Source organism: Micromonospora sp. C51 (genome assembly GCF_018070435.1).
GTDB lineage: Bacteria > Actinomycetota > Actinomycetes > Mycobacteriales > Micromonosporaceae > Micromonospora > Micromonospora sediminimaris.
Genome location: NZ_JAGPXQ010000011.1, coordinates 17,443 through 43,749, shown reverse-complemented (window position 1 = coordinate 43,749; position 26,307 = coordinate 17,443). Strand labels below are relative to the sequence as shown.

The 26,307-nt window shown below is 69.9% G+C and carries 26 protein-coding genes; 11 read left to right on the top strand and 15 right to left on the bottom strand.

Annotated elements, in window-relative coordinates; translation table 11 throughout:
- Positions 1 to 108: 108 nt before the first annotated feature.
- Positions 109 to 876, bottom strand: coding sequence for an SDR family oxidoreductase (locus tag KBX50_RS14575; protein WP_307870956.1), 768 nt, complete (start codon positions 874 to 876; stop codon positions 109 to 111).
- Between the two features lie 45 nt (positions 877 to 921).
- Here KBX50_RS14575 and KBX50_RS14570 point away from each other — a divergent pair, with 45 nt between their 5' ends.
- Positions 922 to 1,284: a helix-turn-helix transcriptional regulator gene (locus tag KBX50_RS14570; RefSeq protein WP_210937569.1), complete on the top strand. Its 363-nt coding sequence runs from the start codon at positions 922 to 924 to the stop codon at positions 1,282 to 1,284.
- A 143-nt stretch (positions 1,285 to 1,427) separates the two neighbouring features.
- On the opposite strand, the gene KBX50_RS14565 is transcribed toward KBX50_RS14570, so the two are convergent.
- Positions 1,428 to 1,601, bottom strand: a complete 174-nt coding sequence (locus KBX50_RS14565) for a hypothetical protein (RefSeq protein WP_210937568.1) — start codon at positions 1,599 to 1,601, stop codon at positions 1,428 to 1,430.
- 127 nt (positions 1,602 to 1,728) lie between these two features.
- On the opposite strand from KBX50_RS14565, the gene KBX50_RS14560 reads away from it, so the two are divergent.
- On the top strand, positions 1,729 to 2,301 hold the full coding sequence (locus KBX50_RS14560; RefSeq protein WP_247673733.1) for a class I SAM-dependent methyltransferase: 573 nt from the start codon (positions 1,729 to 1,731) through the stop codon (positions 2,299 to 2,301).
- A gap of 51 nt (positions 2,302 to 2,352) precedes the next feature.
- Here the strand turns inward: KBX50_RS14560 and KBX50_RS14555 are convergent, their stop codons facing one another.
- Positions 2,353 to 2,730 carry a nuclear transport factor 2 family protein gene (locus tag KBX50_RS14555; RefSeq protein ID WP_210937566.1) on the bottom strand — a complete coding sequence of 126 codons (378 nt, stop codon included), beginning with the start codon at positions 2,728 to 2,730 and terminating at the stop codon, positions 2,353 to 2,355.
- Between the two features lie 122 nt (positions 2,731 to 2,852).
- On the opposite strand from KBX50_RS14555, the gene KBX50_RS14550 reads away from it, so the two are divergent.
- Positions 2,853 to 3,863, top strand: a complete 1,011-nt coding sequence (locus KBX50_RS14550; protein WP_210937565.1) for a phosphotransferase enzyme family protein — start codon at positions 2,853 to 2,855, stop codon at positions 3,861 to 3,863.
- A gap of 7 nt (positions 3,864 to 3,870) precedes the next feature.
- Here KBX50_RS14550 and KBX50_RS14545 read toward each other — a convergent pair whose 3' ends face one another.
- The 3 genes from KBX50_RS14545 to KBX50_RS14535 all read right to left on the bottom strand — a co-directional run bounded on the left by KBX50_RS14545 (position 3,871) and on the right by KBX50_RS14535 (position 6,723).
- Complete coding sequence (locus tag KBX50_RS14545; RefSeq protein ID WP_210937564.1) at positions 3,871 to 4,773, bottom strand: CPBP family intramembrane glutamic endopeptidase; 903 nt, start codon at positions 4,771 to 4,773, stop codon at positions 3,871 to 3,873.
- A 164-nt stretch (positions 4,774 to 4,937) separates the two neighbouring features.
- On the bottom strand, positions 4,938 to 5,723 hold the full coding sequence (locus tag KBX50_RS14540) for an alpha/beta hydrolase (RefSeq protein ID WP_210937563.1): 786 nt from the start codon (positions 5,721 to 5,723) through the stop codon (positions 4,938 to 4,940).
- A gap of 40 nt (positions 5,724 to 5,763) precedes the next feature.
- The gene (locus KBX50_RS14535) at positions 5,764 to 6,723 is read right to left on the bottom strand and encodes a GlxA family transcriptional regulator (protein ID WP_210937562.1); all 960 of its coding nucleotides are present in this window, start codon (positions 6,721 to 6,723) and stop codon (positions 5,764 to 5,766) included.
- A gap of 40 nt (positions 6,724 to 6,763) precedes the next feature.
- Between KBX50_RS14535 and KBX50_RS14530 the strand changes: the two genes are divergently transcribed.
- The 3 genes from KBX50_RS14530 to KBX50_RS14520 all read left to right on the top strand — a co-directional run bounded on the left by KBX50_RS14530 (position 6,764) and on the right by KBX50_RS14520 (position 8,593).
- Positions 6,764 to 7,357, top strand: a complete 594-nt coding sequence (locus KBX50_RS14530; RefSeq protein WP_210937561.1) for a DJ-1/PfpI family protein — start codon at positions 6,764 to 6,766, stop codon at positions 7,355 to 7,357.
- 61 nt (positions 7,358 to 7,418) lie between these two features.
- Positions 7,419 to 8,189: an ArsR family transcriptional regulator gene (locus tag KBX50_RS33355; protein WP_210937560.1), complete on the top strand. Its 771-nt coding sequence runs from the start codon at positions 7,419 to 7,421 to the stop codon at positions 8,187 to 8,189.
- Entirely contained in the window at positions 8,186 to 8,593 is a 408-nt protein-coding gene (locus KBX50_RS14520; protein ID WP_210937559.1) for a VOC family protein, read from the top strand. Before KBX50_RS33355 ends, KBX50_RS14520 begins: the two co-directional genes overlap by 4 nt.
- A gap of 312 nt (positions 8,594 to 8,905) precedes the next feature.
- Here KBX50_RS14520 and KBX50_RS14515 read toward each other — a convergent pair whose 3' ends face one another.
- Entirely contained in the window at positions 8,906 to 9,661 is a 756-nt protein-coding gene (locus tag KBX50_RS14515) for an isocitrate lyase/phosphoenolpyruvate mutase family protein (protein WP_210937558.1), read from the bottom strand.
- Entirely contained in the window at positions 9,658 to 10,320 is a 663-nt protein-coding gene (locus KBX50_RS14510; protein WP_210937557.1) for a hypothetical protein, read from the bottom strand. Before KBX50_RS14510 ends, KBX50_RS14515 begins: the two co-directional genes overlap by 4 nt.
- A gap of 64 nt (positions 10,321 to 10,384) precedes the next feature.
- Between KBX50_RS14510 and KBX50_RS14505 the strand changes: the two genes are divergently transcribed.
- Positions 10,385 to 11,080, top strand: a complete 696-nt coding sequence (locus KBX50_RS14505) for a helix-turn-helix transcriptional regulator (protein WP_210937556.1) — start codon at positions 10,385 to 10,387, stop codon at positions 11,078 to 11,080.
- Positions 11,081 to 11,172: 92 nt separating this feature from the next.
- On the opposite strand, the gene KBX50_RS14500 is transcribed toward KBX50_RS14505, so the two are convergent.
- The 5 genes from KBX50_RS14500 to KBX50_RS14480 are packed head-to-tail and all read right to left on the bottom strand — an operon-like array spanning position 11,173 to position 16,252.
- On the bottom strand, positions 11,173 to 12,135 hold the full coding sequence (locus KBX50_RS14500) for a carbohydrate ABC transporter permease (protein WP_210937640.1): 963 nt from the start codon (positions 12,133 to 12,135) through the stop codon (positions 11,173 to 11,175).
- 13 nt (positions 12,136 to 12,148) lie between these two features.
- Positions 12,149 to 13,090: a carbohydrate ABC transporter permease gene (locus KBX50_RS14495; protein ID WP_093407322.1), complete on the bottom strand. Its 942-nt coding sequence runs from the start codon at positions 13,088 to 13,090 to the stop codon at positions 12,149 to 12,151.
- A gap of 23 nt (positions 13,091 to 13,113) precedes the next feature.
- Positions 13,114 to 14,517 carry an N-acetylglucosamine/diacetylchitobiose ABC transporter substrate-binding protein gene (gene ngcE / locus KBX50_RS14490; RefSeq protein WP_210937555.1) on the bottom strand — a complete coding sequence of 468 codons (1,404 nt, stop codon included), beginning with the start codon at positions 14,515 to 14,517 and terminating at the stop codon, positions 13,114 to 13,116.
- A gap of 26 nt (positions 14,518 to 14,543) precedes the next feature.
- On the bottom strand, positions 14,544 to 15,293 hold the full coding sequence (locus KBX50_RS14485; protein WP_210937554.1) for a sugar isomerase domain-containing protein: 750 nt from the start codon (positions 15,291 to 15,293) through the stop codon (positions 14,544 to 14,546).
- A complete protein-coding gene (locus KBX50_RS14480; RefSeq protein WP_093407330.1) occupies positions 15,290 to 16,252 on the bottom strand; it encodes a MurR/RpiR family transcriptional regulator in 963 nt (320 codons plus the stop codon). Before KBX50_RS14480 ends, KBX50_RS14485 begins: the two co-directional genes overlap by 4 nt.
- A gap of 540 nt (positions 16,253 to 16,792) precedes the next feature.
- Here KBX50_RS14480 and KBX50_RS14475 point away from each other — a divergent pair.
- The 4 genes from KBX50_RS14475 to KBX50_RS14460 are packed head-to-tail and all read left to right on the top strand — an operon-like array spanning position 16,793 to position 23,111.
- Positions 16,793 to 17,182: a hypothetical protein gene (locus KBX50_RS14475; RefSeq protein WP_210937553.1), complete on the top strand. Its 390-nt coding sequence runs from the start codon at positions 16,793 to 16,795 to the stop codon at positions 17,180 to 17,182.
- Positions 17,172 to 18,038, top strand: coding sequence for a pentapeptide repeat-containing protein (locus KBX50_RS32820; protein WP_247673731.1), 867 nt, complete (start codon positions 17,172 to 17,174; stop codon positions 18,036 to 18,038). Before KBX50_RS14475 ends, KBX50_RS32820 begins: the two co-directional genes overlap by 11 nt.
- On the top strand, positions 18,035 to 21,709 hold the full coding sequence (locus KBX50_RS14465) for a trypsin-like peptidase domain-containing protein (protein WP_210937552.1): 3,675 nt from the start codon (positions 18,035 to 18,037) through the stop codon (positions 21,707 to 21,709). The genes KBX50_RS32820 and KBX50_RS14465 overlap by 4 nt, the downstream gene beginning before the upstream one ends.
- Before the next feature lie 37 nt (positions 21,710 to 21,746).
- Complete coding sequence (locus tag KBX50_RS14460; RefSeq protein ID WP_210937551.1) at positions 21,747 to 23,111, top strand: acyltransferase; 1,365 nt, start codon at positions 21,747 to 21,749, stop codon at positions 23,109 to 23,111.
- A 725-nt stretch (positions 23,112 to 23,836) separates the two neighbouring features.
- Here KBX50_RS14460 and KBX50_RS14455 read toward each other — a convergent pair.
- Positions 23,837 to 24,694 carry a hypothetical protein gene (locus tag KBX50_RS14455; RefSeq protein WP_210937550.1) on the bottom strand — a complete coding sequence of 286 codons (858 nt, stop codon included), beginning with the start codon at positions 24,692 to 24,694 and terminating at the stop codon, positions 23,837 to 23,839.
- A 212-nt stretch (positions 24,695 to 24,906) separates the two neighbouring features.
- Complete coding sequence (murD, locus tag KBX50_RS14450) at positions 24,907 to 26,256, bottom strand: UDP-N-acetylmuramoyl-L-alanine--D-glutamate ligase (RefSeq protein WP_210937549.1); 1,350 nt, start codon at positions 26,254 to 26,256, stop codon at positions 24,907 to 24,909.
- Positions 26,257 to 26,307 lie beyond the last annotated feature (51 nt).

Here is a 26,307-nt window from a genome sequence, read left to right as displayed (position 1 = left end):
GGCGCCGCCGCCTGGTCCGGTGGGAAACCCCGGCCGGTGTCTCCGGCGATCTTGGTTACAAGGTTTCAGGGGTTGGGAAGCGGCCGTTGGTCAGCCGAGTTGCTGCTCTCAGGTGAGTTCGAGGCCGCCGTCGATGGTGAGGACTTGTCCGGTGAGCCAGGTGGCGGCGGGGTCGGCGAGCCGGAGCACCCATGTGGCCACGTCGTCGGGGTGGCCGCGGCGGCCCAGTGGGACGCGTGCGGCTTCGTCCTGTTTGATCTGGTTGACCATGGGTTCGGGCAGGCCGGCGGCGCGCAGGGCTTCGCTTTCGGTGGGGCCGGGGGCCAGGGCGTTGACCCGGATGCCGTCGGTGGCCAGTTCCAGTGCCCAGCATCGGGTGAGCTGTTCGAGGGCGGCTTTGGACGCGGCGTAGTGGGCAGCGCCGGCCACCGGGCGATGGCCGTAGGTGCTGGAGATGTTGATGATGGTGCCGCGGGTGTGCCGCAGGTGGGGTAGAGCCGCGTGGGCGAGCATGCTGGGTGCGGTGACGTGGAGGTCGAACATCTCGGTGATGCGGTCGGCGACCGTGTCGGCGAGCGGCATGACGGCTGTGGCGCCGGCGTTGTTTACCAGCACGTCGACCCGACCCCACCGGTCGACGGCGGCGTCGATGATTGCCTGGCCGGCGTCGGTCGCGCGGATGTCGGTGGCGAGAACGGCGATGCCGGGATGCTCTTGCGCGGTGCGGTGCAGTGCCTCCGCGCGGCGTCCGACACCGAGGACGTGTGCGCCGGCCTCGGCGATCGCGATCGTGGCCGCGCGGCCGATTCCTGATCCTGCTCCGGTGATGACGGCCACGCGACCGGTGAATGGGCCGGTGTCTGGGGGTGCGGTCACAGCTCCACCTTTGTTCGACGTTCGTAGAACATCGAACAAGCTACCATGGTTCGTGTGAAAGATCCGCAGCACCCGGAACTCGCCGAGATGACCCTCACCGAAGTGATGGCCGCGCTCAGCGACCCGCTCCGGATCGGCCTGATCCGACTGCTGTCCGACGGCCACGAACGCGGCTGGGGAGAGCTGCGAACGCCGGTGTCCAAGTCGACGCTGAGCCACCATCTGCGGGTGCTGCGCGCTGCGGGGCTCACCCGCACTCGCCAGGAAGGCACCCGGTGTTACGTCGTGCTGCGCCGCGAGGACCTGCACACCCGTTTCCCCGGCTTGTTGGACGCCGTGCTGGCCGCCGCAGACAGCGAGGACGTCGGCAGCCACGTTGGTCTCGCGACCGGCCGCCCGCCCAGGTGACACATCGGCGCCTGGTGGGCTGTCGGCGCGGATGCTCCCGCACACGCGACCGCCACCAGCCGCGCGGCCCAGCGGCAGTGAGTAGCGCCGCCGGTACATCGAGCGACGTCCTCCGTTCGGTTGCGTATGCCGAGGTTGACAGATCAGGACGATCGGCGCTCAAGCTCCTCGGGGTGCAGCTCCTTGCGTACGCCCTCGGGACCTTCGTCTTGCGCGGGCCGAGCCCCGGCGGCGAGGACGGCCTGCTGCGTCGACCTGGCGAGGCCGTGCAGGTCTGATGTCCGGACGAGGCGCTCAAGTTCGATGGTCACGGTCATGGGTGCCAACGTATGGCCGGCCGCCGCGCTCCGCCTGAGCCGCCGTACTCAACCGCACGTGAGCATCCCGCGCCGGGTCTAAGGTGTCGCCGTGAGCAACCAGCCGGTACGTGATGCCTATTCGTCAATGTCGGCGCAGTACATCGCACTGTTCGATGGCGGCGGGCAGGCCCATGCGAACGACACGGCTCTCATCCGGGACCATCTCGGCGGTCTGGACGGCGCGGTGCTCGATCTCGGTTGCGGTCCCGGCCACTGGACCGCCTACCTGCATTCGCTCGGCGTCGAGGTGACAGGTATCGATCTGGTCCCCGAGTTCATCGACCACGCCCGAGCGAACTTCCCCGGGCCGGCGTTCCGGCTCGGCTCGATGACCGAACTGGACGTCCCCGACCACTCGGTGGCCGGCGTCCTCTCCTGGTACTCGACAATCCACCTGCCACCACCGGAACTGGACCACGTGCTCACCGAGTTCCGCCGGATGCTGACCCCGTCCGGGCGATTGGTGATCGGCTTCTTCGACAGCGAGGACGAGGTGGCCGAGTTCGACCACAAGGTTCTCACCGCGTACCGCTGGCCAGTCGACGAGTTCTCCGCTCGCCTGACGCGGGCCGGCTTCACCGAGCTTCAGCGCCTGCAACAGCAGATCCCGGACCGCCCGGACCGCCGGTACGCGGCCATCGCCGCGACCGCCACCTGAGTCAGCCCGCAGCGTCCGACACCTGACCCTGCCTACGGCCGGCCGCTTCGATCAGGCAGCCGGCTGCTGTCCCGGCCAGAACGGCCACTCCTCGAACGACCGGCAACGTCCGTCGTCCGCGAATCGCATGATCCAAAGGTCGCGGTACTCCTGGTCGACCGGGTCGCCGTAGCGGACCTCCTGGCGCGACACCGCGGTGTCGCCGTCGACCGCGACGATCTCCGTGGTCATCTGGAACACCTCGTCGGGGCCCTTGCGCTGCTGGTCCCACATCTCGGCGATGGCCGGCAGGCCGACGACGGGCGTCCAGTACGGCCCCTGCTGATAGCTTGCATCCTCGGTGAAGAGCGTGGCCAGCGCCTGCGTACCCGGCGTCCGCCACACCTGCTCGTAGGCAGCGATCCAGTCGGCGACCTGCTTTCTGTTCATGGACAACACCATGCCATTCCGAGGGCGCCAGGCGGCGGGATCCGTTGAACGCAGGCCCAGCCTCGCCCCTCATGTCGGCTTGCCCTGCCTGCCGTTCGGTCCACTGAATAGGCTCACTCGACATGCGGGTGACCCACACGCTCCTCCACGGCGAGGACCTCGCCCGGCTCGTGCAACGGGAGTACGTCGTCGCACCGCCCGTCACGGTGAGTCTGCTGAAGCGTGGTTTCAACGACACGTACCTCGTCACCGATGTCGAGGGCGGTCGCCGCGTGCTGCGGGTCTACAACCGAGGAAAGTACTGGATCCGTTCGGAATCCGATCTCCACTTCGAACTCGACCTGCTCGATCATCTGGCTACGGCCGGGCTGGGCGTCATCCGTCCGTACCAGCGGATCGTCGGCGGCCGGCTCGGCCAGCTGACGGCGCCCGAGGGCGAACGATGCTTCGCCCTGTTCACCCACGCGCCTGGCAAGCCCCTGCACGAAGGCGCGCTGACCGCCGAGCAGTGGCGGGAGTTCGGCTCCGGTATCGCCCGGATGCACCTGGAGATGGACCGCTTCCTCACCCACCACGACCGCTACCACCTCGACGAGCGCATCCTCGTCGAACGGCCGCTGGCCAGCCTGGCGCCCTATGCCGGCTCGGGTCGGGCCGCGGCGGACCTCGCTGAGATCGGCAAGCTCGGGGAGCGACTGACCGGCGAGATCCGGCGCCTCCGAGCCATCGACGGCGCGTACGGGATCATCCATGCGGACCTGCACCGGGGCAACACCCATATCGACGGCGACGGACGGTTCGTCACCTTCGACTTTGACCACTGCGGTTTTGGGTTACGCGCGTACGACCTGGTCGCTCTCTATCGCGGGCCCGACTCGCCGGAGGAGGATCGCCATCGTTGGGCAGCGGTCCTCGCCGGCTACCAGCAGGTCCGTCCGCTCAGCCGGAGCGAGGTGGTCAGCTTCCCCGTACTGGCTGCCTGCCGGGCGCTGTGGGACATCGGGGACTGGCTGGGTGCCGCCGACCGTACCGGCGACGCCTGGGTGACCGATGCGGTGATCGCCAAGCTGCTGGCGGACGTCGGCAAAGCAGACGTTCCTCCCGAACCTGCGAGTTCCGCCGTGCCGGACTGAACCGAGGTCAACTCCGGGCCCGGCCTCGCCGCTCCCGCAGCCAGACGAGCACCACCATGCAGATGTTGACGACGGCGAGGATCAGCAGGGACGCGTCGCCGGTGTCGGTGGACCTGTCGATCGCGAAGCCCTCGCCGCCCGCCATCACCGTGTTGACGGTGGTGAACAGGACGTTGTTGGCGACGTGGAAGGCGACCGGCGCCTCCACACCGCGACTGATGATCGCCATGAGCCCGGTGGAGATGCCGAACACGGCGTAGTACCCGAACAGCCAGGGGTCGGTTGAGCCGTGCACCACGGCGAAGCCCAGGCTCGAGATGACCAGCCCGACGACCAGGGCCGGACGAACCTGGCGTACCCAGGATGCGGCGGCGGGCAGCACGGCGCTTCGGAACATCAACTCTTCGCCGGCTGCCTGAACCGGGGTGCTCAGCATGACGATCACCAGCATGGCGATCGTCGTGCCGGTGACACCGAAGCTGGTCCAGCCCGGCGCGTCGGGTGCGACCAGTGCCACGACACCGATCCCGGCGCCGACCAGCAGCGCCGCGCCGACCAGGTAGCGTGCCAGGCGGTGTGCGTCGAATGCTCGCGGTGAGCTGATCAGGCTGCGCCATGGCACCTTGGCGATCCACATCAGGAGCAGGATCGCCAGCACGCCCGCCGCGCCCACACTCACGTTGACGGCCAGGAACTTCAGCGGCGTGAAGGTGGGTGCCATCGGGTCGTCGCTGCCCTCGATGACGCCGACGACCTGGTAGAGCAGCACCTGCAGGATCAGCATCACCAGCGGCGGCACGATGATCACCACGAGCGGCTTCCACCAGCTCATCCGCAGGTGGGCACCGAAGGGGCGGGAGTTGTCGACCGCTGGTCGGGACTGCTCGGAGGTCAGTCGCGTAGTGGACATGTCATCCATTGCAGCGCACACCGCCTCCTGCGGACAGGCCCGCCCTGTCACCACCCGAACATGACATCCCGCGGGCAGAGATATGACGCGTTGTCACTGGTGACCCGTCGCAGGAGGCGGTGGAACGGGTCTGGTCAGGGTTTCGACAATCGGACATTTTCCGGTCACTTCGTCGCGAGCCGGCCGAGGAGGAACAGCGCCGTGGCATCGATCACGTCGTCGAAGTGCCTGCTGTCGTCGGGGTAGTGGAATCCGTGGCGGGCGTGCTCGTACTCGATGAGCGCGCACTCGTTGCCGGAGCGCACCATCGCGTCCCGAAATTGCCGCACCGAGTCGATCGGCTCGACCTCGTCGCGGGTGCCGTGGTGGATCTGCATCGGCGGGTTCCCCGGCCGCACGAGCTCGATCAGCGAATACTCGATCAGTCTGCCCGGTGCGATGCCGACCTGCCGTTCGAGGCGGCGCTGCGCTGCCGGCTCGAACGAGCGCAGATTCGATCCTGCCGGGTTGAGAGCCACCACGGCCGCGCTGCCGGGCTCCGGTGCCGTGGTGGACGCCGCCGGGGTCAGCGCAGCGACAATCGCGAGATGAGCCCCGGCTGAGCTGCCGCCCGAGGCCAGGTGCGAGGCTTCGAGCCCGCGCACCACGGCCAGCCGGGCGAACTGGTCGATCGCGCACCGAACATCAGCGATGCAGTCGTCGATGCTGGCAGCGCCGCCGGGACCGAGCAGCCGATACCCCGCCGACCCGGCGAAGATCCCGCGCGACGCCAGTTTTCGGCAGTGTGGGGCGAGCCCGTCGGCCGATCCCTGGCGCAAGGCGCCGCCATGGAACAGCACGATGCCGGCACGCGGCGGTGGGCCGTCGCCCGGCTCGAAGATCAGCAAGGGCAGTTCGCTGCCGTCGGCGGCGTGAAAGAGCAGCGAGGACTCTCGGCAGGCTGCCGTCATGAGCCGCATTCGACCATCGGGCGCAGGCGTCCACAACCGGTCAGCGTTGCTGGAACGCGGCCCGGTAGGCGAGCGGAGTGGTGGCGTACGCCCGGCGGAACTGAAGCCGGAGGTTGGCGGCGCTGCCCAGGCCACTGCGTCGAGCGATCTCCTCGACGGTCAGGTCACCGCTTTCGAGCAGAGCACAGGCCTTGCGTAGCCGGGCCGCGATCAGCCAGGCGCGCGGGCTTGTGCCAAGTTCCCTGGCGAAGGCCCGACTGAGCGTTCGGGTGGACTGCATCGCCTGCCGCGCGAGGTCGGCCACCGTGATGGGCCGGTGCAGGTTGGCCAGTGCCCAGTCCGTCACGCCGCTGAGCCGCTCCCCCACCACCACGGCGCTCGCCACGGTGTACTGGGCCTGTCCTCCGGCGCGGTGCAGAGGTGTGACCATGTGCCGGGCCCGCTGGATGGCCGCCTGCTGGCCGTGGTCGAGACCGATCAGGTACAGGCACAGGTCGAGGCCGGCGGCGAGGCCGGCGCTGGTCAGTACGGTGCCCTCATCGACGTAGAGGACCGCCGGGTCGACTTGCACGCTGGGATGTTCCTTGGCGAGGGCGGCGGCGTGAACCCAGTGGGTGGTGGCTCGACGGCCGTCGAGCAGACCGGCCTGGGCCAGCGCGAAGGCGCCGCTACAGATGGCGGCGATCCGGGCTCCGCGCTGGTGCGCGGTGCGTAGGGCGTCGAGCGCGGCTGCCGGCGCTGGCCCGCGCCGGAACCCGGGCACGATGACGGTGTCGGCGGTGGCGACCGCTTCGAGGCCGGCCGCGACGGTGATACCGAACCCGGGTGTGGTGGTCGGCACCGGCCCGGCCCGCAGCGAGCAGAGGACAGCCTCGTACCTGCCGAGACCTTCGTGGCCGAAGACCTGCGTGGCGATGGCCGCGTCGAACGCCACGACCGGAGGGAGAGCCAGTACAGCAACGCGATGAATGGCCGATTCCTCACGCACGATGGCAAGCATGCCACTGGCCCGTCCTGGCGGTGCTCGCGAGGCTGTACGGGTGAGAGTAGAGATCGTCGTGTTCGACGGCTTTGACGAACTCGATGCCTTCGGGCCGTTCGAGGTGCTGTCCAGTGCCGGGTTCGAGGTGGATCTGGTGGTCGCGGAGGGCCCGGGTCCGGTCCGGAGCATGCGGGGCGTCCAGTTGAACGTTCCCGGTGTGCTGGATCGCCCGGACGGAGTGATCGTGGTCGGGGGTGGCTGGCTGAACCGGGCCGGGCAGGGCTCCTGGGCGCAGGCTCAGGCCGGCGTGCTGCCCAGGAGATTGGCGGAGGTCGCCGGTTCCGCCCGCTGGATGGCGTCGGTCTGCACGGGCGCGATGCTGCTCGCGGCAGCCGGTCTGCTCACCGGGCGCAATGCCACGACGAATCGCCACGCGTACGACGAGTTGCGCGCCTACGGCGTGCACGTGATCGAGGAGCGGGTGGTCGACGACGGCGACCGGGTCACCGCGGGCGCGTTGAGCGCCGGTATCGATCTGGGCCTGTGGCTGACCGAGCGCGAGTACGGCGCGGAACGCGCTGCCACCGTGGCTGCCACCATCGACTTCGCTCTGCGCGGCCCGGCCTGGAGAAACCCGGCCACGACCAGATAGCGATGCCGAAACCGGCAGGTCAACTCAACCCATCAAACGGATTTGATGTAATATCCAGGTCGTGGTGTCATCGAGTCGTACCACTCCGTCATTCCTGCACCTGGCCGCACATCCGCTGCGCTGGCGACTGTTGACCGAGCTGGCGACCGGCGATCTCCGCGTCCGGGAGTTGGTGGCGCTGGTCGGCGAGCCGCAGAACCTGGTCTCCTACCACCTTCGGCTGCTGCGTGACGGCGGGCTGGTCAGCGCCTCGCGCAGCAGCTTCGACGGCCGGGACAGCTACTACCACCTCGATCTGGACTCCTGCGCCCTGGCGCTGGCCGAGGCCGGCAGGGCTCTGCATCCCGCGCTGCTCGTCGCGACAACGCCTCCCCCGGCGGATCGACAACGATCGCGGAGGCTGAGCGTGCTCTTCGTCTGCACCGGCAACAGCGCCCGTTCTCCGATCGCCGAGGCGTTGCTGCACCGCCGCTCCGGCGGCGAGGTCAGGGTGGCCAGTGCCGGCATCCGGCCCAGGTCGGGCCTGCATCCGCACGCGGTCCGCGTACTGCGCGACAGCTTCGGTGTCGACGTCGCCGGGCAGCAGCCCCGGCACCTCGATACAGTCGCCCGCCGCCGGTACGACTACGTGATCACCATGTGCGACAAGGCCCGCGAGGTCTGTCCCGACCTGCCCCACGAACCCCGACGGGTCCACTGGAGCATCCCCGATCCCGCGACGACCGCCGGCTATCCCGCCTTTCACCGCCTGGCGAACGACATCGACATCCGCGTCCGACATCTGCTACCCGTGCTCACCGCAGCCCCGCCCGCAAAGGAGATCCGGCCATGACAGACCCCCAGTACGCGAGCGTCCGCTACCTCGTCGACGACGTGAGCGCCGCCGTCGAGTTCTACACCACGCATCTCGGGTTCGCCCTGCACACCAGCGCCGCCCCCGCCTTCGCCGACGTGGTGCGCGGCCCGCTCCGGCTGCTGTTGTCCGGGCCAGCCAGCTCCGGTGCCCGCGCCACCCCCACCGACGTCGCCGCCGCCGGCCACAACCGCATCCACCTCGTCGTCGACGACCTGGATGCCGAGATCGATCGACTGCGCGGCGCCGGGGTGTCGTTCCGCAGCGAGTTGGTCAGCGGCCCGGGCGGACGCCAGATCCTGCTCGCCGACCCGGCCGGCAACCTGATCGAACTGTTCCAACCCGCCCACCGCCTCGCCGCCGGCGCAACGGCCACGTCCTGAGCGGGACCGTCGTCACGGCCGGGCCGGCCCGGCGGTCTCGGAGGTCGTCGAGCGGGTCGATCCTGCCGGTTCGGCCTGCTGCGATCAGCAGCAACGTGGTTTGGCCGGGCTCGGCCGGCTGGTCGACGAGTTCGGCGGCACCGTGACGCTCCACCTGCGCACCACGTTGGTGCTCGGCCGGGCCGGACGGCGGACCGATGTTCGCTGACCGGTGGGGAGTGACCGAAGACGGGGTCCGGCGGGCCTATCCGTGCGACGACTTCGTCGTCCCGCCGACTTTGCAGGCGTGGCGCGACCGCCGGGCCGGCACCGTCAGGGGACGTCCCCGGCGACGCGCTCGCCGGGCCCGAGGTTCACCCGGGCGTACGACGGGAGGTCGGCGCGTACGGCGCGCCCCTCGCGTACCGCTGTCGCGGTGTCCACGACGGTAGCCAGGGCCGACCGGAACAGCAGGGAGCCGGTGCTGATCCGCCGCACACCCAGCTCGGCCAGGGCGGTCACGGTGTGCCGGGCCGGCAGGAACAGGATGTTGACCGGTACGTCGACGGCGGCCACCACCGCCGCGATGTCGGCGGCCTCGGCCAGACCGGGGAGGAAGACGCCGTCCGCACCGGCGTCGGCGTAGCGTCGGATCCGGTTGACCGCCTCCGTCAGGTCGCCGGGACGCTGCCAGTGCGTGTCGGTACGGGCGTTGACGAACAGCCCCGGCACCTCCCGCTTCACCGACCGGATCAGTTCCGCGTGCTCCGGCGCCGGACCCATGGCGTCCTCCAGGTTGACGCCCACCGCGCCGGCCTCAGCCACCGCGACCGCCGCGGCGACCGATCCGGTCTCGATATCGGCGGTGAGGTGTACCGGCAGCGCCGCCAGCCGGCGGATGAGCGACAGCGTCGCGGCCCCGGTGACGGCCGCGCCGTCAGGCAGGCCGTTGACGGCCGCGACGCCGAGGCTGGTGGTACCGAGCGCGGCGAACCCGGCCTCGACCAGGAACCGGGCCGACGCGACGTCCCAGACGTTCGGCAGAACCAGCGGGTCGCCGACACGATGCAGCGCCGCGAAGCCGCTCATCCGCGTGCTCCGGCCACCAACGAGAGGGCGTGGGCGCGGCCGGGGCAGCGCCGAGGTCCCGCACCGAACGCCAGATCACCGGCCAGTGGCACCCGCACTACCTCACCGGCCTCGACGGTCATGCCGGCCACGGTGGCGGTGACCGTCGCCTGCCGCTTGGTCGCCGGCACCGGCGGGTCGTCACGCAGCACCTCGTCGACGTGACGGTGCCGGGTCCGGTCGATCAGGACGGCTGTTGCCTCGCAGGCCTGGACGAGCAGGCCGATGCGGGCGGCGGTCGGTTCGTCGAACCTGCCGCCGAAGAGCGCCACCAACCGATGCGTGGCGGTGTCGGCCCGCGACTCGTCACCGGTGCCGGGCTGGTACGCCTGCGCCACGTCGCGGATCAACTCCACCACGGGTTGGGTGACTCCCAGCCGGTGGCTCAGGACCGTCACCGGGTGGGAGTCACCGGCATGGCGTAGCGGCTCCAGCGGGATCGCGTCCAGGATCGCGACGGACAGGCCGCGTCGGCGCTCGTACTCGATGCCCGAACTGAACCGGCCCACCGTGGCGCGCAGCCAGGCGACGCCGGTGGACGCGGGCGGGACGGGCGGCACGACGAACGTCGGGTCGGTGAGCACCGCGAGGGCGGCCGCGTGGCCGTGTATCTCCAGCATGCGGCGAAGGCTACGGCCACGATCCTTCGGTGAGCACCGAACTGTCGTACCCGACAATGGGTCGATGACGTCCGCTGCCGACCTTGCCGGGCTCGCGGCACTGCTGGCCGACGAGACCCGGGCGGGGATCTGCCTCGCGCTGCTCGACGGCCGGGCGTGGACCGCGAGCGAACTCGCCGCGTACGCGGGTGTCGCGCCCTCCACCGCCACCGGGCACCTGAACCGCCTCGTCGAGGGTGGCCTGCTCGTTCAGCGACGCCAGGGCCGGCACCGGTACGTGCAGCTCGCCGACCCCTCGGTGGCGCAACTGCTGGAGGATCTGTCGGCCCGGTTCGCACCGCCCCCCGCCCGGACCGGTGGTCTGCGGGCGGCCACCGCCAGCGCGGCCCTGCGCCGAGGCCGTACCTGCTACGACCACCTGGCCGGACGGCTCGGTGTAGCGGTGACCGAGGCGATGATCGGGCGGGGGCTGCTGGACGACGGCGGCGGCTTCGCGCTCACCCCGGCCGGCCGGTCCTGGCTGATCGACCTGCTCGGCTGGGATCCGGCGCAGCCCCGGCCGGGCCGCCGGCCGCTGGTCCGGGGCTGCCTCGACTGGACGGAACGCCGGGAGCACCTCGGCGGATTGGTCGGCGCGAAACTGTGCGAGCGGTTTCTCGGCCACGGGTGGGTGGTGCGCATCGGGTCCGGCCGCGCCGTACGCCTCACCGCCGCCGGACGTGCGGCCCTGCGCGACCAGTTGGGGATCGCCCTCGACTGAGGTGTCGCGCGCTCGGTCCGGGACCGGTCGGACTCGGGTGGAGGCCGTTGGTTCCCGGACCGAGCACGTCCTGCGCGGCGGTGTCCCGGCGATTACTTGCTGACGCCTGCGGTGAGGCCGGACTGCACCTGACGCTGGAAGACGATGTAGACGATGAGCACCGGCAGCATCGCCATGGTGACCCCGGCGAACAGACCGGACCAGTCGGAGCGGTAGCCCTGGTTGACCGACAGCTCGATCAGGCCCTGGGAGATGACCTGGTTCTTCGGCTCGCCGGCCACCGACTGCATGAGCAGGGTCGGCAGGTACCACTGGTTCCACTGGCCGAGGACGTTGAAGATGCCGATGCTGATCAGGCCCGGTTTGGCCATCGGCAACATCACGCTGAAGAACAACCGGCTGTGCGACGCGCCGTCGACCATGCCCGCCTCGGCGATGGCGTTCGGCAGGGTACGGAAGAACGAGTGCATGAAGAAGACGGTGAACGACAGCGACCAGGCAACGTAGACCAGGATCAGCATGAGGTGGCTGTTCGGGCCGAGGAACGGCAGCACCACGCCGGTGTTGTAGACGCCCTTGAACAGGGGCACCGCGGCAAGGTAGATCGGCAGGGTCAGCCCGGACAGGAACATGTAGTAGATCAGCCGGTTGCCGGGGAACTCGTAGCGGGCGAGCACGTAGGCGGCCATCGAGCCGAGCAGCATGGTGAGGAAGACGCTGCCGGTCAGCACCAGGATGGTGTTGAGGAAGAACGACCCGATGTGCCCCTCGGTCCAGGCTCGGGCGAAGTTGCCCCACTGCAACTGCTCGGGGATCAGCGACAGCGGCTTGCGGATGACCTCCGAGTCGGTCTTGAGCGCCGACATCACCACCCACAGCAGCGGGTAGACCACCATGATCGCCCATACGGCGAGGAACAGGTGTGAGAAGCCGTTGAAGAACCGTGCTCCGGCCCGGCCGCCGCCGACGGCGGCGCGCTGTGCCGGCGTACCGCCCGGTGGTGGAGTCTGGTCGGGGCCGGCCAGGCCACCCGGAGTGTGGGTCACCGTGCTCATCGTCCAGGTCTCCTCAGTACTCGATCCGCTCACGACGGGTGATCCTCAGCTGGAGAGCGGCCAGCAGGATCGTGAAGATCGCCAGTGCCACGCCCATCGCGCAGGCGTAGCCGAACTGACCCTTCTGGAAGGCGGTGAAGTTCAGCACCGACGCGAAGATCTCACTGGCATGGTTCGGGCCACCCTGGCTGGGCGTCATGACGAACACCAGGGCGTACATGTCCAGGGCGATGAAGCCCAGGTAGACCCAGGCCACCGAGACGGTGTCCCGCAGCAGCGGCAGGGTGATCCGGAAGAAGGTGTGGAATCGGCCGGCACCGTCGAGGATGGCCGCCTCGTAGACGTCCTTCGGGATGGACTGCATGGCTGCGGAGAAGAGCACCATGTAGAAGCCAGCGCCGCTCCAGACCGCGATCAGCAGCAGCCACCACAGCACCGCCGGTACGCCGAGGAAGGGCTCCGGGTCGTACATGAAGGTGATCGGGTCGTCCTCGCTGACCAGCCCGATCTTCATCAGCATGCCGTTGATCAGGCCCTGGCCGTCAGCGCGGTAGATCTGCTGCCACATCACCGCGATGACGACCAGGGACAGCACCTGCGGGAAGAAGAAGATCACCTTGTAGAGGCCGGAGCCGAACACTCCCCGGATGCCGGCCTTGTCCTCGCGTCCGCCCACGTTGAGCAGGAACGCGAGGAACAGGGCCAGCGCGATGGTGAACAGCGGCACGGTGATCAGAAAGAAGACGTTGTGCCAGAACGCCTTCCTGATCAGTTCGTCGGAGAACAGCCGGAGGTAGTTGTCCAGCCCGACGAACTGCTGCCTGTCGGAGTAACCACCCCAGTCGGTCAGCGAGTACCCGGCCGCCTGAAGGAAGGGCCACACCACGTAGAAGAGGTACAGCCCGACCGGCAGGGCCAGGAAACCCGTGACGAAACGCGCAACACCGTGCCGCATGGGACTCACTCTTTCCGTTCGGATCAGGCGTCGCGGGTCTGCTTGGTGATCGACGAGTCCTGGGCGACCTTGTCGGCGGCGGCCTGCATCTTGTCGACGAACTGTGCGGCGGTCAGCCGGCCGGCCATCAACTCGGCGGACAGGTTCTGGCTCTCCTTGTCCAGGTCGGCGTAGAAGTTCCAGAGCTTGATCGAGATCAGGTCCGAGCTGGCGTTCTTCATCAGCTCGTTGGCGCTGGCGAGGGCGGCGTCCTGGACGTTGTCACCGGAGCCCTTGGTGGAGGCCAGGGACTTGGTCAGCTCGGCGAACTTCGCCGAGCCGGCCTTGGAGAGCACCGCGCGCAGGAACTCCTTGGCCGCGGCCTTGTTCGGCGCCTTGGCCGGGACGACGATGCCCTCGCCGGCACCGGCGTAGACGTCGTTTGGCGCCTTGTCGGTGGCGCCCAGGCCCCAGTAGTCGGAGATCTTCATCTCGAAGCCCGGCGGGATGGTCGCCGCCATCTCGTTCTTCAGCCAGGTGCCGACCTGGATGAAGGCCGCCTTGCCGTCGAGCCAGGCCTGCTGCGACTGGGTGTGGTCGAGCTTGCCCGGCAGCAGCAGCTTGTCCTTGACCAGCTTCTCCCACGCCTCCAGCGCCGGCAGCACACCGTCGGCACGCCAGGCGTTCTCCTTGAGGTTGTCGATGTCGATGACGGCCTGCTTGCCGGCGGACTTCCAGACCGTCGCCATCAGCGCCCAGCGCGGGTAGTACCCGTGCACGGCGTCGTACACGTACGGGGCCATGCCCTTGGCCTTGATCTTCGGGGCGAGGGCGAAGAACTCCTCGAAGGTCTTCGGCGGCGTCCAGCCCTCCTTGTCGAACAGCACCGAGTTGTACCAGTTGCCCCAGACCGTGTAGGCCACGTTCACCACGAAGAACTTGCCCTGGTAGGTGCCGTCGCCGACGGTGCCCGGCAGCAGCGTGTCGGCCACCGTGCCCTCGCTGTCCCAGGCCGGGGCGGCCAGCAGGTCGTCCAGCGGCTCGATGGCACCCTCGTTGACCAGGGTGCTGATGTCCATCATGTCGGCGCCGGAGTTCATGACGACGTCGCTGGGCTGCGTCGCCATCTTCGGCTGCTCTTCGGTCTTGATCTTCTGGGTGGAGCTCATGTTGACGGTGACGTTGGGGTACTTGGCGTTGAAGATCGCCTGGTCCTCCTTGGCCCAGGCGTCACCCAACCCACCGTTGAAGATGACCACCTTCACGGCGCTGCCGTCCTGCACGCCGAAGGGGTTGTCGTTGCTCTTCTCCCCGGCGCTGTCGTCGTTCTGGCTCGGCGTGCTGCCGGCGCAGGCGCTGAGCAGGCCGGCGGCCGGGGTCACCAGGAGGCCCGCGGCCGCCGCGCGGCGCAGCAGGGTCCGGCGGTCGAGATCGGGGGTAACGGACATCGTGTGACTCTCCTTGTGATGTCGGGTCAGGCGGTGCGCCGGAGTCGCCCGGCGTACCGCGACTCGAGGGCGAGGTTGTGCTCGTCCCCACCGGGGACGTTGGCGGAGAGGTAGATAGGGGGTGCCTCTCCGGCCTGGTGGAACCGTCGTACGACCTCCGCGGTCAGCAGCTGCGCCAGCAGCGCCGAGGTGACCGAGGAGACCGCACAGACCGCGCCGCCGCCCTCGAGCGGCAGCAGTGCGTCGCCGTACGGCGCGCCGTTGTCCAGCACGACGTCGGCGAGATCGACGAGCCGCCGGCCGGACGGGTGCCGCGGGGCCACCCGTCCGGTGTGCTCGACCGAGGTGACCGCGATCAGCGGGTGACCGCGTTCGGTGGCCAGCAGCGCCAGTTCGACCACCGAACCGTTGATGCCGGACTGGGACGCCACCACGAAGACGTCCTGCGGCTGGGGTGCGGCGATAGCGTAGAGCTGATGCGCGACGGCCGGGTCACGTTCCAGCTTCGGGTCGGCCAGCACCTGATGCGAGGCACCGCCGTGCAGCACCAGGTCGTGCAGGGAGATCCGGTTGGTGGGTACCAGCCCGCCGGCCCGGGCGACCAGTTCGGCGGCGAAGGCTTCCGAGTGTCCGGCGCCGAACGCCTGCAACACCCCACCGTCACGCAGGCTGGCGGCGATCAGATCGGCGGCCCGGCCCAGCGACTCGGCACCCCGCTCGACCAGCCGGTCGAGGACTGGCCGGACGGCGTCGGCGTACCCCTGGGCGCTGATCATGCGCTGGCCTCCCTCGCGGCCTTGTGCCCGTCCACGGCCTGGGCGGTACGCCGGAAGGCCGCGTGGGCGCGGTCGTGGGTGCGCTGGGCGACCGCGATGTAGAGCAGGTCGAGGACGACCAGTTGAGGGTGCCGGGCGGACAGCGCGTCCGGCCGGAACGTGGTGGCCTGGCTGGCGGTGAGCAGCACGATGTCGGCCAGCTCGGCCAGCGGCGACCGGCGGAATCCGGTGAGCGCGATGGTGGTGGCACCCCGGCTGCCGCCCTCGGCGAGCATCTCGATGGCCTCGCGGGTCTGGCCGCTGTGCGAGATGCCCAACGCGACGTCGCCGGGACGCAGCAGCGCGGCAGCGGCCAGCCCGGAGTGCACATCGTTCCAGGCCCACGCGGCCACGCCGATGCGGTGCAGGCTGAACTGCATCTCCTCACCGACGAGCGCGCTGCCGCTGGCACCGAAGATGTTCACCCGCTCGGCACCGGCGATGGCGACGGCGGCCCGCTCGACCTCGGTCAGGTCGAGCAGCGCGGCGGTGTCATGCATGGCCCGGGTGTCGGCGGCCATGATCTGCTCCAGTACCCGCTCCAGCGGGTCGCCGGGCTGGATCTCTCGGCCGATGTCGACGGTCCAGCCGGCCGAGCGAGCCCGACCGGTCTCGGCGGCGATGCCCAGCCGCAGGTCGGCGTAGCCGTCGAAGCCCATCGCGCGGCAGAACCGGGTGACCGTGGCCGGCGAGGTGCCGCTGCGTTCGGCCAGTTCCACGATGGTGGCGCGGGCCGCCGCCTCCGGGTCACTGAGCACGTGCTCGGCGACCCGTCGCAGCGCGCCGGTCAGTTCGGCGGCACCGGTGCGTACCCGGGCCAGCGTCCCGTCGGAGGCAACGCCCAGAGCGCCCCGGCGGTCAACCCCATCGACGTCGGCCACCGCGGTGCCCGCGGAGGTGTCCGCCTCGTGATCAACCATGGGACGCCTTTCGGAAAAGACTGTTAACTGTTAGTGGTAAAAGTTCTTACTAGAGGCCCCTCCATGTCAAGACCGTGGGCGAAGTTTTCAAACTGTTACCTGCGACACCGGGCCCGCTGCGGCTGCGCACCCCGCCCCGGAAGCGGCCACGACCAGCATGAACACCCATCGATCAGGGAGCTGGGGCGGTGTCCGGCACCGCCGTGGCCGACGGCCCCTCGCCACCGCCGGCCGCCCCGGAGGTGGCAGGCACCACCTCACCCGGGGCGGCAGGCACCACCCCACCCGTCGGCACGCCCGCCTGGCCGCACTGGTCATTGAGCCCGTCGACCTCTTGTCAACATTTGCTCGCCGATCGAGTCGTCAATGGCTAGCAGAATCCCCCTGAGCCGTCCCCGGAAAGTCGCATTACCGACTCGTCGATTCGTTGCCCTTCGTAGGGCCACCGCCGATACACCTACCGGTGGATTCGGTGCCTTGTCCGGTCGGTTAACGTTCAGTTGCAAGCAGCTGCCAGTCGAAGTCCATGTTGGAGGCCTGGTGCCGGACATCCCCCTGACCACCGCACTGTCCGCGCTGATCCAGGATCTGCAGCGATCGACATCCGGCGCTGCCGACGACAGCGTCGACGTGGAACTGAACCTGGTCACCCGGGAGAATGGCAGCGGCGTCACATGGCATCTCGCGCCTGTCGAAAACACCGGCGCACATCGCATCCGATTGACACTTTATCCATGGCGGCAGCCACGGCACTCTCCCGTTCCCCGGCACCGGCAGCCCCACGACATCGAGCCCGGAAACGCCGACCGGATAACCCGTGGCGCGGACGAGACCGAGGTGGGCCTCGACCCGAACTGGATCGGCAGCGCCCAACTGCCGCCGATCGTCCGTCCGAAGCCCGGTGTGGACATCGATCGTGATGATCACTGAAGGGGAGACCACCGGCAGCACCGACGCCCTGGAACGCGGCAACGACCGCATCCGTGACGCGGCGAAGTGGCTGGTGGCCAGCGCCGCCGCGGTGGGGGCGGCAATGCTGGCCGGCAGCCAACTGTCCAGCATCGGCGAACTTCCGCTCGGCATACCCGACTCCGTCGACCGCGCCCGGCTTTGGGTCGCGGTAACCGGTGCGGCTGCCGGGCTCTCCACGGTGGTCTACGCCATCTGGACCGCCGTGCAGATTCTTCTCCCGAAGCTGGTGCTGGTCAGCGACCTGGACGCGGCGTGGACGCAACGGCGATCCGAGTTGACCACGGTCGTGGAGCACTTCCGGCGCAACCCCAAGTACCTACAGGGCTTCGCCACGCCGGCCGACATCATCACCGCCCGCGAGGAGCTGATTGCCGCGCAGCGCGAGCCGTCGACCGGTGACGACGTACGGACGCAGCTGGCGGCCGGGATCGCCGACCTCGACGAACGGATCACCGCGATCGAGGACACCGCCACCCACGAGGCGCTGAAGAGCCAGTTCCGGCACGCCCTGCGCAAACTGATGCTGGCCACCGCCGTCGCCGCCATCGGCATCGTGGCCTTCGCCTGGGCCGCCAACCCGCCGGCCGCCCAGCCCACCGCCGACCTGCGCAACGCCCGTCTCGTCGACGCGTACCTGCGGGACGCCGATCTGCGCAACGCCAAGCTCGACCACGCCGACTTCAGCAACGCCGACCTGACCGGCGCGGACCTGACCGGCGCTTCGATCGGCGGGGTCGTCTGGCGGAACACGACCTGCCCCGACGGCACCAACAGCGACGACAACCGCCGCACCTGCGCCGGCCACCTCTCGTGACGGGACTGGAGCCGCACGTCCAGCAGGTGGTCAAGGTACGCGGCAAGCTGCTCGGCTCTGGGTACGCCGTCGGGGAGGACCTGGTCCTCACCGCCGGTCACGTCGTGGGTGCCCGCGGGGAGCCGACCTGGGTATCCCGCAGCGACAGCCCCACCGAGCCGGAGCACCGGGCGACGGTGATCTGGCGCGGCGACGACCTGGACGCCGACGCGGCGCTGATCCGGATGGACGTACCGCTCTGGTCCCGCGAGCAGACTCGCATCCGCTACGGCGAGCTGCGCGGACATCGGCCGGTGCCCTGTCTCACCGTCGGCTATCCCTGGGTCCGGGTCACGCACGACGGCCGCCACCTCGACGAGCTGCCCGGGCAGGTCATGCCCAGCCTCGGCTTCGAGGACCACCGGTACGCCCTGGACTCCACCCGGATCGCTCCGCAACCGCCGCAGCCGCAGCGCGACGACACCGGTGCCGTGGTACGCGACGACTCCGGCACGCCGGTGTTGGAGCCGCACCCGCACAGCGGTTACTCGGGCGCCCCGCTGCTGACCGCGGGCGATCGGCAACTCCTGCTCGGTGTCATGGTGGCGGTGCCGTCCCGGTACGGTCCGGGCCGGCTGGACGCGGTACGCATCACCCGGCTGCTCACCGACCCCGCCTTCGCCGGCCTGGTCGGCACCTCGCTCGACCAGGTCGAACGGGAACCACCGCAGCTGCTGCCGACCGGGATCGTCGAACACGCGGAGGCGTTGACCGAGCTGGCCGACAACCTGCGCGACGACCGGCTGCCGTACGTGTCGCCCGCCGACAGCGACGCCGCCACCCATCCCGTACGGCTGCTGAAGCGCCTCGACGAGCAGGCCGGCCAGTCCGGGCTGCTGCTGGTCGGTCAGGCCGGAATCGGCAAGACCCGCACCTGCCTGGAGGTCGCCGGCCGTGCGGTCGACGCGGGTTGGCGGGTGCTGCACGTACGCCCCGGTGAACCGTTGGTCACCACCGAGCGGCTGATCGAGGTGGTGACCGGTTGCGCCGACGAACGCCTGCTGATCATCATCGACTACCTGAACCTCAGCGCCCTGGACTATCCGGCGATCCGGTACCGACTGCTGCCGGCCGCGCGAGCCCGTGGCATCCGGCTGGCCCTGCTCGGATCGGCCCGGCCCGGCTGGTTTCACCAGAAGGACAACACCCCACTCACCGAGGTGTTCAAACCTGTCGAGTTGCGACCCGACGACGAGCACCTCGACCGGATCCGGCACCAGGTCGTCACCGCGCTGGCCCCCCGGGCGCGGACGATCCTCGGTGAGAAGCGGTTGTTGCAGTTGTGCGGCCGACGACCGGTCATCGCCACCCTGATCGCCGCCGCGGCCGAGGCACAGGCGGATCGGGGGCGGCTGTCGACGGCGATCGGCGACCTGCGGCCGGAAAACCTCCTGGACTGGTTGGTCCGCCGGCTCAACGAGGACGACCTGCTTCATCACGCCGAACGGCTGGACGACGAGCGCGACCCGGACGTGCGGCTACAGGTCTACGCCGCGATGGCCGCAGCCACCCCCCAGCCGCGTCCCGCCCTGGTCGCCTGCGGCGGCCGGGTCGAGCACAGCGACGAGTCGCGCGCCGAGCACCTGCTCGACGTCCTGCTCGCGATGGGCTGGATGATCCACACGCCGGACGGCCTGGCACCGGTGCACGACATCGTGGTCGACCAGTTGCTGGAGCACACCACCGTGCGGGCTGGACTCGACACGGTTCGCACCAGGGTCGCCGACCGGATCCTCGACGCCTGCCTGACCAGTGCCCGCACCATCGGCCGGTACGCCATGAACCTGGACCGGCTGTTGCGGGACATGGCCCTCCAGCACCGCGACGGGCCGCTCGCCGGGCATTGCACAGCCTGGTTGGCCGCCAACGCGAACGCGGCCGGCGTGCTGCTGGCCAGCCAGGATGACGTGGGCGCCTACGCCCTCGGCTCGGTGCTGGACAACTCCGCCTGGGCGCAGGCACTGTTCCAGCACTGGCCACAACTCGGGGAACCCTGGCTCACCGCGCACGGAACATCGCTGCCGGCGCGCCACATCCTCTACAAAGGACTGCGTACGGTCGCCACGCCCCAGGCCGCCCACCTGATCGACGTGGCGACCGTCTGGCTGGCGTTGCATCGAACGGCGCTGGAGGCCAGCTTCGTCATCGCGGCCTTGCTGAGCCGTACCGACCTGCGACCGGAGGATGCCCGTCACGGCATCGAGGCCGCCCTGCGCTGGCTCGACCAACACGGCACCCTCACCGAAGCCCAGTTCGTCTTACAACCGCTGCTCAGCCGAAGCGACCTGACACCCCACGACGCGCCACCCGGCATCCAACACGCCCTGCACTGGCTCGACCAACACGGCACCCTCGCCCAAGCCCAGTTCGTCCTACATTCCCTGCTCAGCCGAAACGACCTGCCAGCGCACGTGACAACTCGCGCGGTAGACGCCGCCTTGGCCTGGCTGCACGAGAACGGCGAGACGGCTGATGCCAGATTCGTCCTACAGCCGCTACTCAGCCGAAACGACCTGCCAGCGCACGTGACAACTCGCGCGGTAGACACCGCCCTGGCCTGGCTCCACCAGAACGGCGACACCGTCAATGCCGGATTCGTCCTACCGCCGCTACTCAGCCGAAACGACCTGCCAGCGCACGTGACAACTCGCGCGGTAGACACCGCCCTGGCCTGGCTCCACCAGAACGGCGACACAATCGATGCCGGATTCGTCCTACCGCCGCTACTCAGCCGAAACGACCTGCCAGCGCACGTGACAACTCGCGCGGTAGACACCGCCCTGGCCTGGCTCCACCAGAACGGCGACACCGTCGATGCCGGATTCGTCCTACCGCCGCTACTCAGCCGAAACGACCTGCCAGCGCACGTGACAACTCGCGCGGTAGACACCGCCCTGGCCTGGCTCCACCAGAACGGCGACACCGTCAATGCCGGATTCGTCCTACCGCCGCTGCTGGCAATGAGGAAGCTGACCGACCTACCGCAGTGGCTGTCGCCGCTCATCGATCGCTGGGCGGACAAACACCGGTCGACGCCGGACGTCGTCTTCGTCAGCAAGCAGCTCGCTCGGCAGAAAGCCCTGACCGAGACCACTGCGGACGTGGTGTTGCAGTGGGCCGCCACGCACCCGGAGGATGTCGACATCCCGTGGCGCCTGACCGGCATCGCCGCAGGTCTCGACCGCTATCCGAGCTTGGCCGGCCGGCTACTGCGCTCTGTCGAGGGCTACCTGGACGCGGTCGAGCACGAGACGATGGGGGTGAACGGGCACGGTGAACTGGACAGCCTGATCCAGACCCTCTGCCGGCATCGCGCGCTGCGCTGCGGGCTCGCCGGGGCACGCCTCGACGACATCGTTCTCCGCTGGCTGGCCCATCCGGCCGCGCTGAACCCGAACTGCCCGAGCAGCTTCCATTTCAGCGAGGCAGCGCGGCGCGTCCAGTCGCTGGTCTGGGCGGGACGATTCACCCACCAGGGCGCGGTCGACGTGCTGACCCGACTCCACCACTGGATTCCCCGATGGCGGGTCGTCGAGCCGCACATCCACCTGCGCGACGCCGTGTTGCGGGAGACGGCGGCGCTGCTCGCCGCGCTGACAGCCCCGGCAGCGGCGCAGCAGTTGGTGGAATAGTCCCGACGGTGCGCGTTCGTCGGCATACTTTCGGACTATGCGCCGCCTGGCCCGCCTCGCCGCCCGTACGCCGGCGGAGCGGGAGCGTTACCTCGACCTGCTCCGGGCGCTGGCGATCGTGCTGGTGGTCCTCGGGCACTGGGCGATAGCGGCGGTCGAGTACGACGAGAGCGGCCGACCCGACGGGCACTCGGCACTGACCGCCCTGCCCTGGGCGTACCCGCTGACCTGGGCGGTCCAGGTCATGCCGGTCTTCTTCCTGGTCGGCGGGTACGCCAACGCCGCCTCGCTGGCCACCCACCAGAGCCGTGGCGGCGATGCGATCGGATGGCTGCTGGGCCGCAGCGCCCGTCTGCTGCGCCCGACCAGCGCCCTGGTGCTGGTGCTCGCCGGTGGCGCGCTGGTGGCCCGGCTGGGCGGCGCCCAGCCGGACGAGGTTCGTCCGGTCGTCTGGTTCGCCACCATTCCGCTGTGGTTCCTCGCCGCCTACCTGGCCGTGGTGCCGCTGACCCCGGTCATGTACGCGCTGCACCGCCGCTTCGGGCTGCTGGTGCCGCTGGCGCTGGCGGTGCTGGTCGCCGCCGGCGACCTGGGCCGTGCGCTGGGGCCGGCCAACCTGGCCCTGCCCAATTATCTACTCGGCTGGCTCGCCGTCCACCAGCTCGGCTTCGCCTGGTACGACGCCCGCCGGGGGCACTGCCACCCATCCGGACTGCGTACCCGGTGCCTGCCGATGTCCCGCCGAGCCGCGAGTGCGATGCTGCTCGGCGGTCTCACCGTGGCGATCCTGCTCACCGGCCCCGGGCCGTACCCGATAAGCATGATCAATCTTCCCGGTCAGCGGCTGGCCAACGCCGCTCCACCCAGCGTGGCGCTGCTCGCGGTCGCCGCCGCCCAGCTCGGGCTGATCCTGCTGCTGCGGGAACGGGTGGAACGGTGGCTGCACCGTGACCGTCCGTGGCAGGCGGTGATCGCGGTCAACTCGGTCGTACTGACGGTCTTCCTGTGGCACCTGAGCGCGGCCGTGCTGCTGGTCGGTGCGCTGCACGGGTTCGGCCTGCTCCCCACGCCGGAAGCCGGTACGGCGGCCTGGCTGGCCTGGCGGCTGCCGTGGGTGCTGATGCTGGCGGTGGTGCTGGCCGTCCTGGTCGCCATCTTCGGTCCGATCGAGGCGTCCACCGGTCGCCCGCGGCACCTGAGGGCGTCGGCCAGGTGGGCGGGTGCCCGCGCCGCACTCACCGTCGCCGGATTCGCCGCCGTCGGGTACGCCCTGGCGGCAAACGGCGTGGCGGCCAAGACCGCACCGGAGCCGCTCGGCTGGCCGGTGGAGGCGCTGGTGGCCTACCTGGCCGGCGCGGGCACGCTGCGCCTGCTGAGGTCCGGGTGGGGAAGCCGAGATTGACCGTCGCGGCGACCAGAGCGAACCCCGCCCAGCCGGCGACGAGCGCAAGCGCGGCCGAGACGTCCTGGCCCAGGTAGACCCCGACCAGGAACCCGAGCAGCGCCAGACTGTTGCCGGCGAAGTGCCGACAGAAGACCGGCAGGTCCCGCCGTACCTCGACCGCGACCAGCACCCCGGCGTACGGGAAGGTCACCACCAGGCCTCGCAGCACCTGCCCGAGCAGCCCGGTCAGCACCGCACCGGCGAGAACCAGCAGCAGCCGGGCCACCACCGGCACCCGCTCCGGGCCAGCCGGGTTGGTCGGGCCAGCCGGGTTGGTCGGATCGCCCGGATCGGCCGGCTGGTCGGGCCCCGGAGCGCGGCGCAGCACCAGCACGGCGAGCAGCCAAAGGGCGACCGTAGCGGCCAGCGTCGGCCAGAACGGCAGCGCGAACGGACGCAGCACCGCCGCAAGTGCGAGGTAGCCGGCGACGCCCGCCAGGTCGGCCAGCAGGATCGGCAACCGGAACCGGTGGTACGCCAGTGCCACGACGCCGAAGAACAGGTTGAGCCCCATCACCCCGACGAGTTGGCTGCCGTCGACGGGATGACCGGTGGCCAGCAGCGCGGCGGTCATCGGCAGTGGCAGCGCGGCCACGAGGGCCCGCCACCGAACCGGACGGATCAGGGTCACCGCCCAGACCACCACGGTCACCAGCAGTACGCCCTGGGCGGTCATCCCTTCGTCAGGTGTCGAAGGTGGCCCGGCTGAGGCACGCCTGGAACGTGTCGTCGGCCCGGGCAAGGTCGGCGGCGTTCACCGAGAACCGGTTCTCGTTGATCTCGCCATGCGCGCTCATGCCGGCCGTCCAGCACGCTGTGCCGTCCCAGCGGATCAGGTTGACGTGCAGGTCGGCCGGGACCGTGGCGGTCGACAGCAGACCCACCCGGACCCCCGCCCGACGCTGCGTCGCCACCAGCTCCGCCAACTCGTCGGAAAACTCGGTGTAGGTGAAGATCCGGGTGATCTCTACGCCACGGGCCAGCGCGGCGAGATTCTCCGCCCAGTACCGCCGGCCGATGTCACCGCGCCACCAGGCCAGCCGGGGTAGCACGTTGGTCAGCGCCTCCAATCGCCGTGCGCAGTCGCGAGTGGCGGCGAGCATGTCCTGATAGTCGTCGCCGGGCCGGATGATGCGTCCCTGCCGGAGTTGGCCGAGGTCGGCGTGGAACCGTTCGAACCGGCGCTGGGTCTCCTCGGCGACGCGGGTGCCCGGATAGCGGTCGACCGCCTCGGTCGTGGCGGTGGCCAGTTCCGGAACTGCCCGGACCAGCCAGTGCGGGCCGGCAAGCAACGCTCGCAGTTGGAACCGACGCTCGGCCCGGGCCATGGAGTCCACCAGCAACGAGATGGTGATGCCCATCAGGCCGGCCAGCAACGACTCCACGCCGGTGGCGGCACCGGTCAGGTCCAGCGTCACGGAGAGCGAGATCGACAGGGCGACACCGATCAGGGCGACCGGGTCGGTGTGCGCCATCAGCCGCGCGACGCCGACCGCGTGCGCACGCGGTCCGGCACCTGGACGGCGCAGCAGTTGAACCATCTACCACCTCCGGGAACCGACTCCCGTCAGCGTAAAACCCCCCAACCACACCCACCCTCGCCCGTCCTAGCGCCCACCCAACCTCCCCCAACTCGCTGTTGATCATGAGGTTAGCGGCACAGTTGATCTCTTCAGCTGCCGCTAACCTCATGATCAACCAGGGCGGGGAGATCAACCAGGGCGGGGAGGTTGGGTGGGGTGGGGTGGGGTGGTTAGGCGGGGGCGGTGGTGCGGATGGCTTCGGCGAAGACTTCGGAGCGGTGTTCGAAGTTGCGGAAGCGGCCGTAGCTGGGCGCGGCGGGCGAGAGCAGCACCACGCCGCCGGCCGGAGTCACCTGGCGGGCCAACTGCACCGCGGCGGCGAGGTCGTCGACCAGTTCGGTGCGTACCTTCGGCAGTCCGTCGAGCGCACCGACGATGCGCGGACCACTGTCCGGGATGCCGATCACGGTCAGTTCCCGCTCGGCCAGGTGCTCGCGCAGCGGCGTGTAGTCGACCCCTCGGTCGTTGCCCCCGACGATCACGGTCAACGGCCGCCCGTCGTACGCGTCGATGGCATGGATGGCTGCGTACGGACTGGTGGCGAGGGTGTCGTCGACGAAGGTCAGGCCGGAGCGGTCGGGGATCTCGGTCAGCCGGTGGGCCAGTCCCTGGAACTCGGCGACCGCGACGGCCAGGGCGTCCTTACGCTCGACCAGGTCGATGCCCAACGCGTCGAGCACGGCCAGGGCAACGCAGAGGTTGCTCTCGTTGTGTCGACCGACCAGCGGCAGCACCGCCCGTGGGAAGAGCGGCTGGTCGACCCGGTGGAACCAGGGCGTACCGTCCGGGCCGGTGGCGACGTTTATCGAGTCGGCGGTGCCGGCGCGTACCGCCGCGCGGTCGCCCAACTCGAACGCCAGCCGCGGGTCCGCGCCGTTGACCACCACGGTGCGCGGCCCGTACGCGAGCAGGTTGAGCTTGTCCCGGTAGTACTCCCGTTCGCCGCCGTGCGCGTCGAGATGCTCGGGAAACAGGGCGGTGACCACCGCTACCCGGGGCGAGTCGGTCAGGTCGCTGCACTGATAGCTGGACAGCTCCAGGACGTAGAGCTCCGCCTCCGGCAGGTCCAGCGTCGGTACACCGATGTTGCCGCCGAAGACGTTCGGCCGATCCACCGCGGTCAACAGGTGATGGATCAGGCTGGACGTGGTGCTCTTGCCCTTGCTGCCGGTCACCCCGATGGTGCGGTCGCCGTGGTCGGCCATCCAGAGCGAGGTGCCCTGGGTGACCGTCGCGCCCTGGCGGCGCAGTTCCATCAGCCAGGGATGCGTCTGCGGCACACCCGGCGAGCGGACCACCACGTCGGCTGCGGCCAGCCGGGCGAAGCCCTCGTCGCCGGTGACCAGTGGGGCGGCCTCCGCCAGAGGCCCGTCCCAGGGCAGCGAGAGGAAGTTCGCGCTGTCGTCGACGGCGACGAGGTCGGCCGGGCCGTGGGCGGCGATGGCCGTCACCGCCGCCCGGCCCTCCCGGCCGGCGCCCCAGACGGCGACTTTACGTCCGCGCAGGTCAGACAGGCGCACAGGTTCTCCTCGGGTACGACGGCGGCAGGGCACGGTCCGGCCGAGCCGGGC

Excerpts from the sequence above, each read along its gene's own strand:
- ngcE (WP_210937555.1), bottom strand. The coding sequence starts at position 14,517 with ATGTCCGTTACCCCCGATCTCGACCGCCGGACCCTGCTGCGCCGCGCG.
- KBX50_RS14560 (WP_247673733.1), top strand. The coding sequence starts at position 1,729 with ATGTCGGCGCAGTACATCGCACTGTTCGATGGCGGCGGGCAGGCCCAT.
- KBX50_RS14515 (WP_210937558.1), bottom strand. The coding sequence starts at position 9,661 with ATGAGCGGCTTCGCGGCGCTGCATCGTGTCGGCGACCCGCTGGTTCTG.
- KBX50_RS14505 (WP_210937556.1), top strand. The coding sequence starts at position 10,385 with ATGACGTCCGCTGCCGACCTTGCCGGGCTCGCGGCACTGCTGGCCGAC.
- KBX50_RS14550 (WP_210937565.1), top strand. The coding sequence starts at position 2,853 with ATGCGGGTGACCCACACGCTCCTCCACGGCGAGGACCTCGCCCGGCTC.
- KBX50_RS14540 (WP_210937563.1), bottom strand. The coding sequence starts at position 5,723 with ATGACGGCAGCCTGCCGAGAGTCCTCGCTGCTCTTTCACGCCGCCGAC.
- KBX50_RS14545 (WP_210937564.1), bottom strand. The coding sequence starts at position 4,773 with ATGTCCACTACGCGACTGACCTCCGAGCAGTCCCGACCAGCGGTCGAC.
- KBX50_RS14500 (WP_210937640.1), bottom strand. The coding sequence starts at position 12,135 with ATGAGCACGGTGACCCACACTCCGGGTGGCCTGGCCGGCCCCGACCAG.
- KBX50_RS14510 (WP_210937557.1), bottom strand. The coding sequence starts at position 10,320 with ATGCTGGAGATACACGGCCACGCGGCCGCCCTCGCGGTGCTCACCGAC.
- KBX50_RS32820 (WP_247673731.1), top strand. The coding sequence starts at position 17,172 with ATGATCACTGAAGGGGAGACCACCGGCAGCACCGACGCCCTGGAACGC.
- KBX50_RS14535 (WP_210937562.1), bottom strand. The coding sequence starts at position 6,723 with ATGCTTGCCATCGTGCGTGAGGAATCGGCCATTCATCGCGTTGCTGTA.
- KBX50_RS14565 (WP_210937568.1), bottom strand. The coding sequence starts at position 1,601 with ATGACCGTGACCATCGAACTTGAGCGCCTCGTCCGGACATCAGACCTG.
- KBX50_RS14460 (WP_210937551.1), top strand. The coding sequence starts at position 21,747 with ATGCGCCGCCTGGCCCGCCTCGCCGCCCGTACGCCGGCGGAGCGGGAG.
- KBX50_RS14570 (WP_210937569.1), top strand. The coding sequence starts at position 922 with ATGGTTCGTGTGAAAGATCCGCAGCACCCGGAACTCGCCGAGATGACC.
- KBX50_RS14455 (WP_210937550.1), bottom strand. The coding sequence starts at position 24,694 with ATGGTTCAACTGCTGCGCCGTCCAGGTGCCGGACCGCGTGCGCACGCG.
- KBX50_RS14520 (WP_210937559.1), top strand. The coding sequence starts at position 8,186 with ATGACAGACCCCCAGTACGCGAGCGTCCGCTACCTCGTCGACGACGTG.
- KBX50_RS14485 (WP_210937554.1), bottom strand. The coding sequence starts at position 15,293 with ATGATCAGCGCCCAGGGGTACGCCGACGCCGTCCGGCCAGTCCTCGAC.
- KBX50_RS14480 (WP_093407330.1), bottom strand. The coding sequence starts at position 16,252 with ATGGTTGATCACGAGGCGGACACCTCCGCGGGCACCGCGGTGGCCGAC.
- KBX50_RS14555 (WP_210937566.1), bottom strand. The coding sequence starts at position 2,730 with ATGAACAGAAAGCAGGTCGCCGACTGGATCGCTGCCTACGAGCAGGTG.
- KBX50_RS14495 (WP_093407322.1), bottom strand. The coding sequence starts at position 13,090 with ATGCGGCACGGTGTTGCGCGTTTCGTCACGGGTTTCCTGGCCCTGCCG.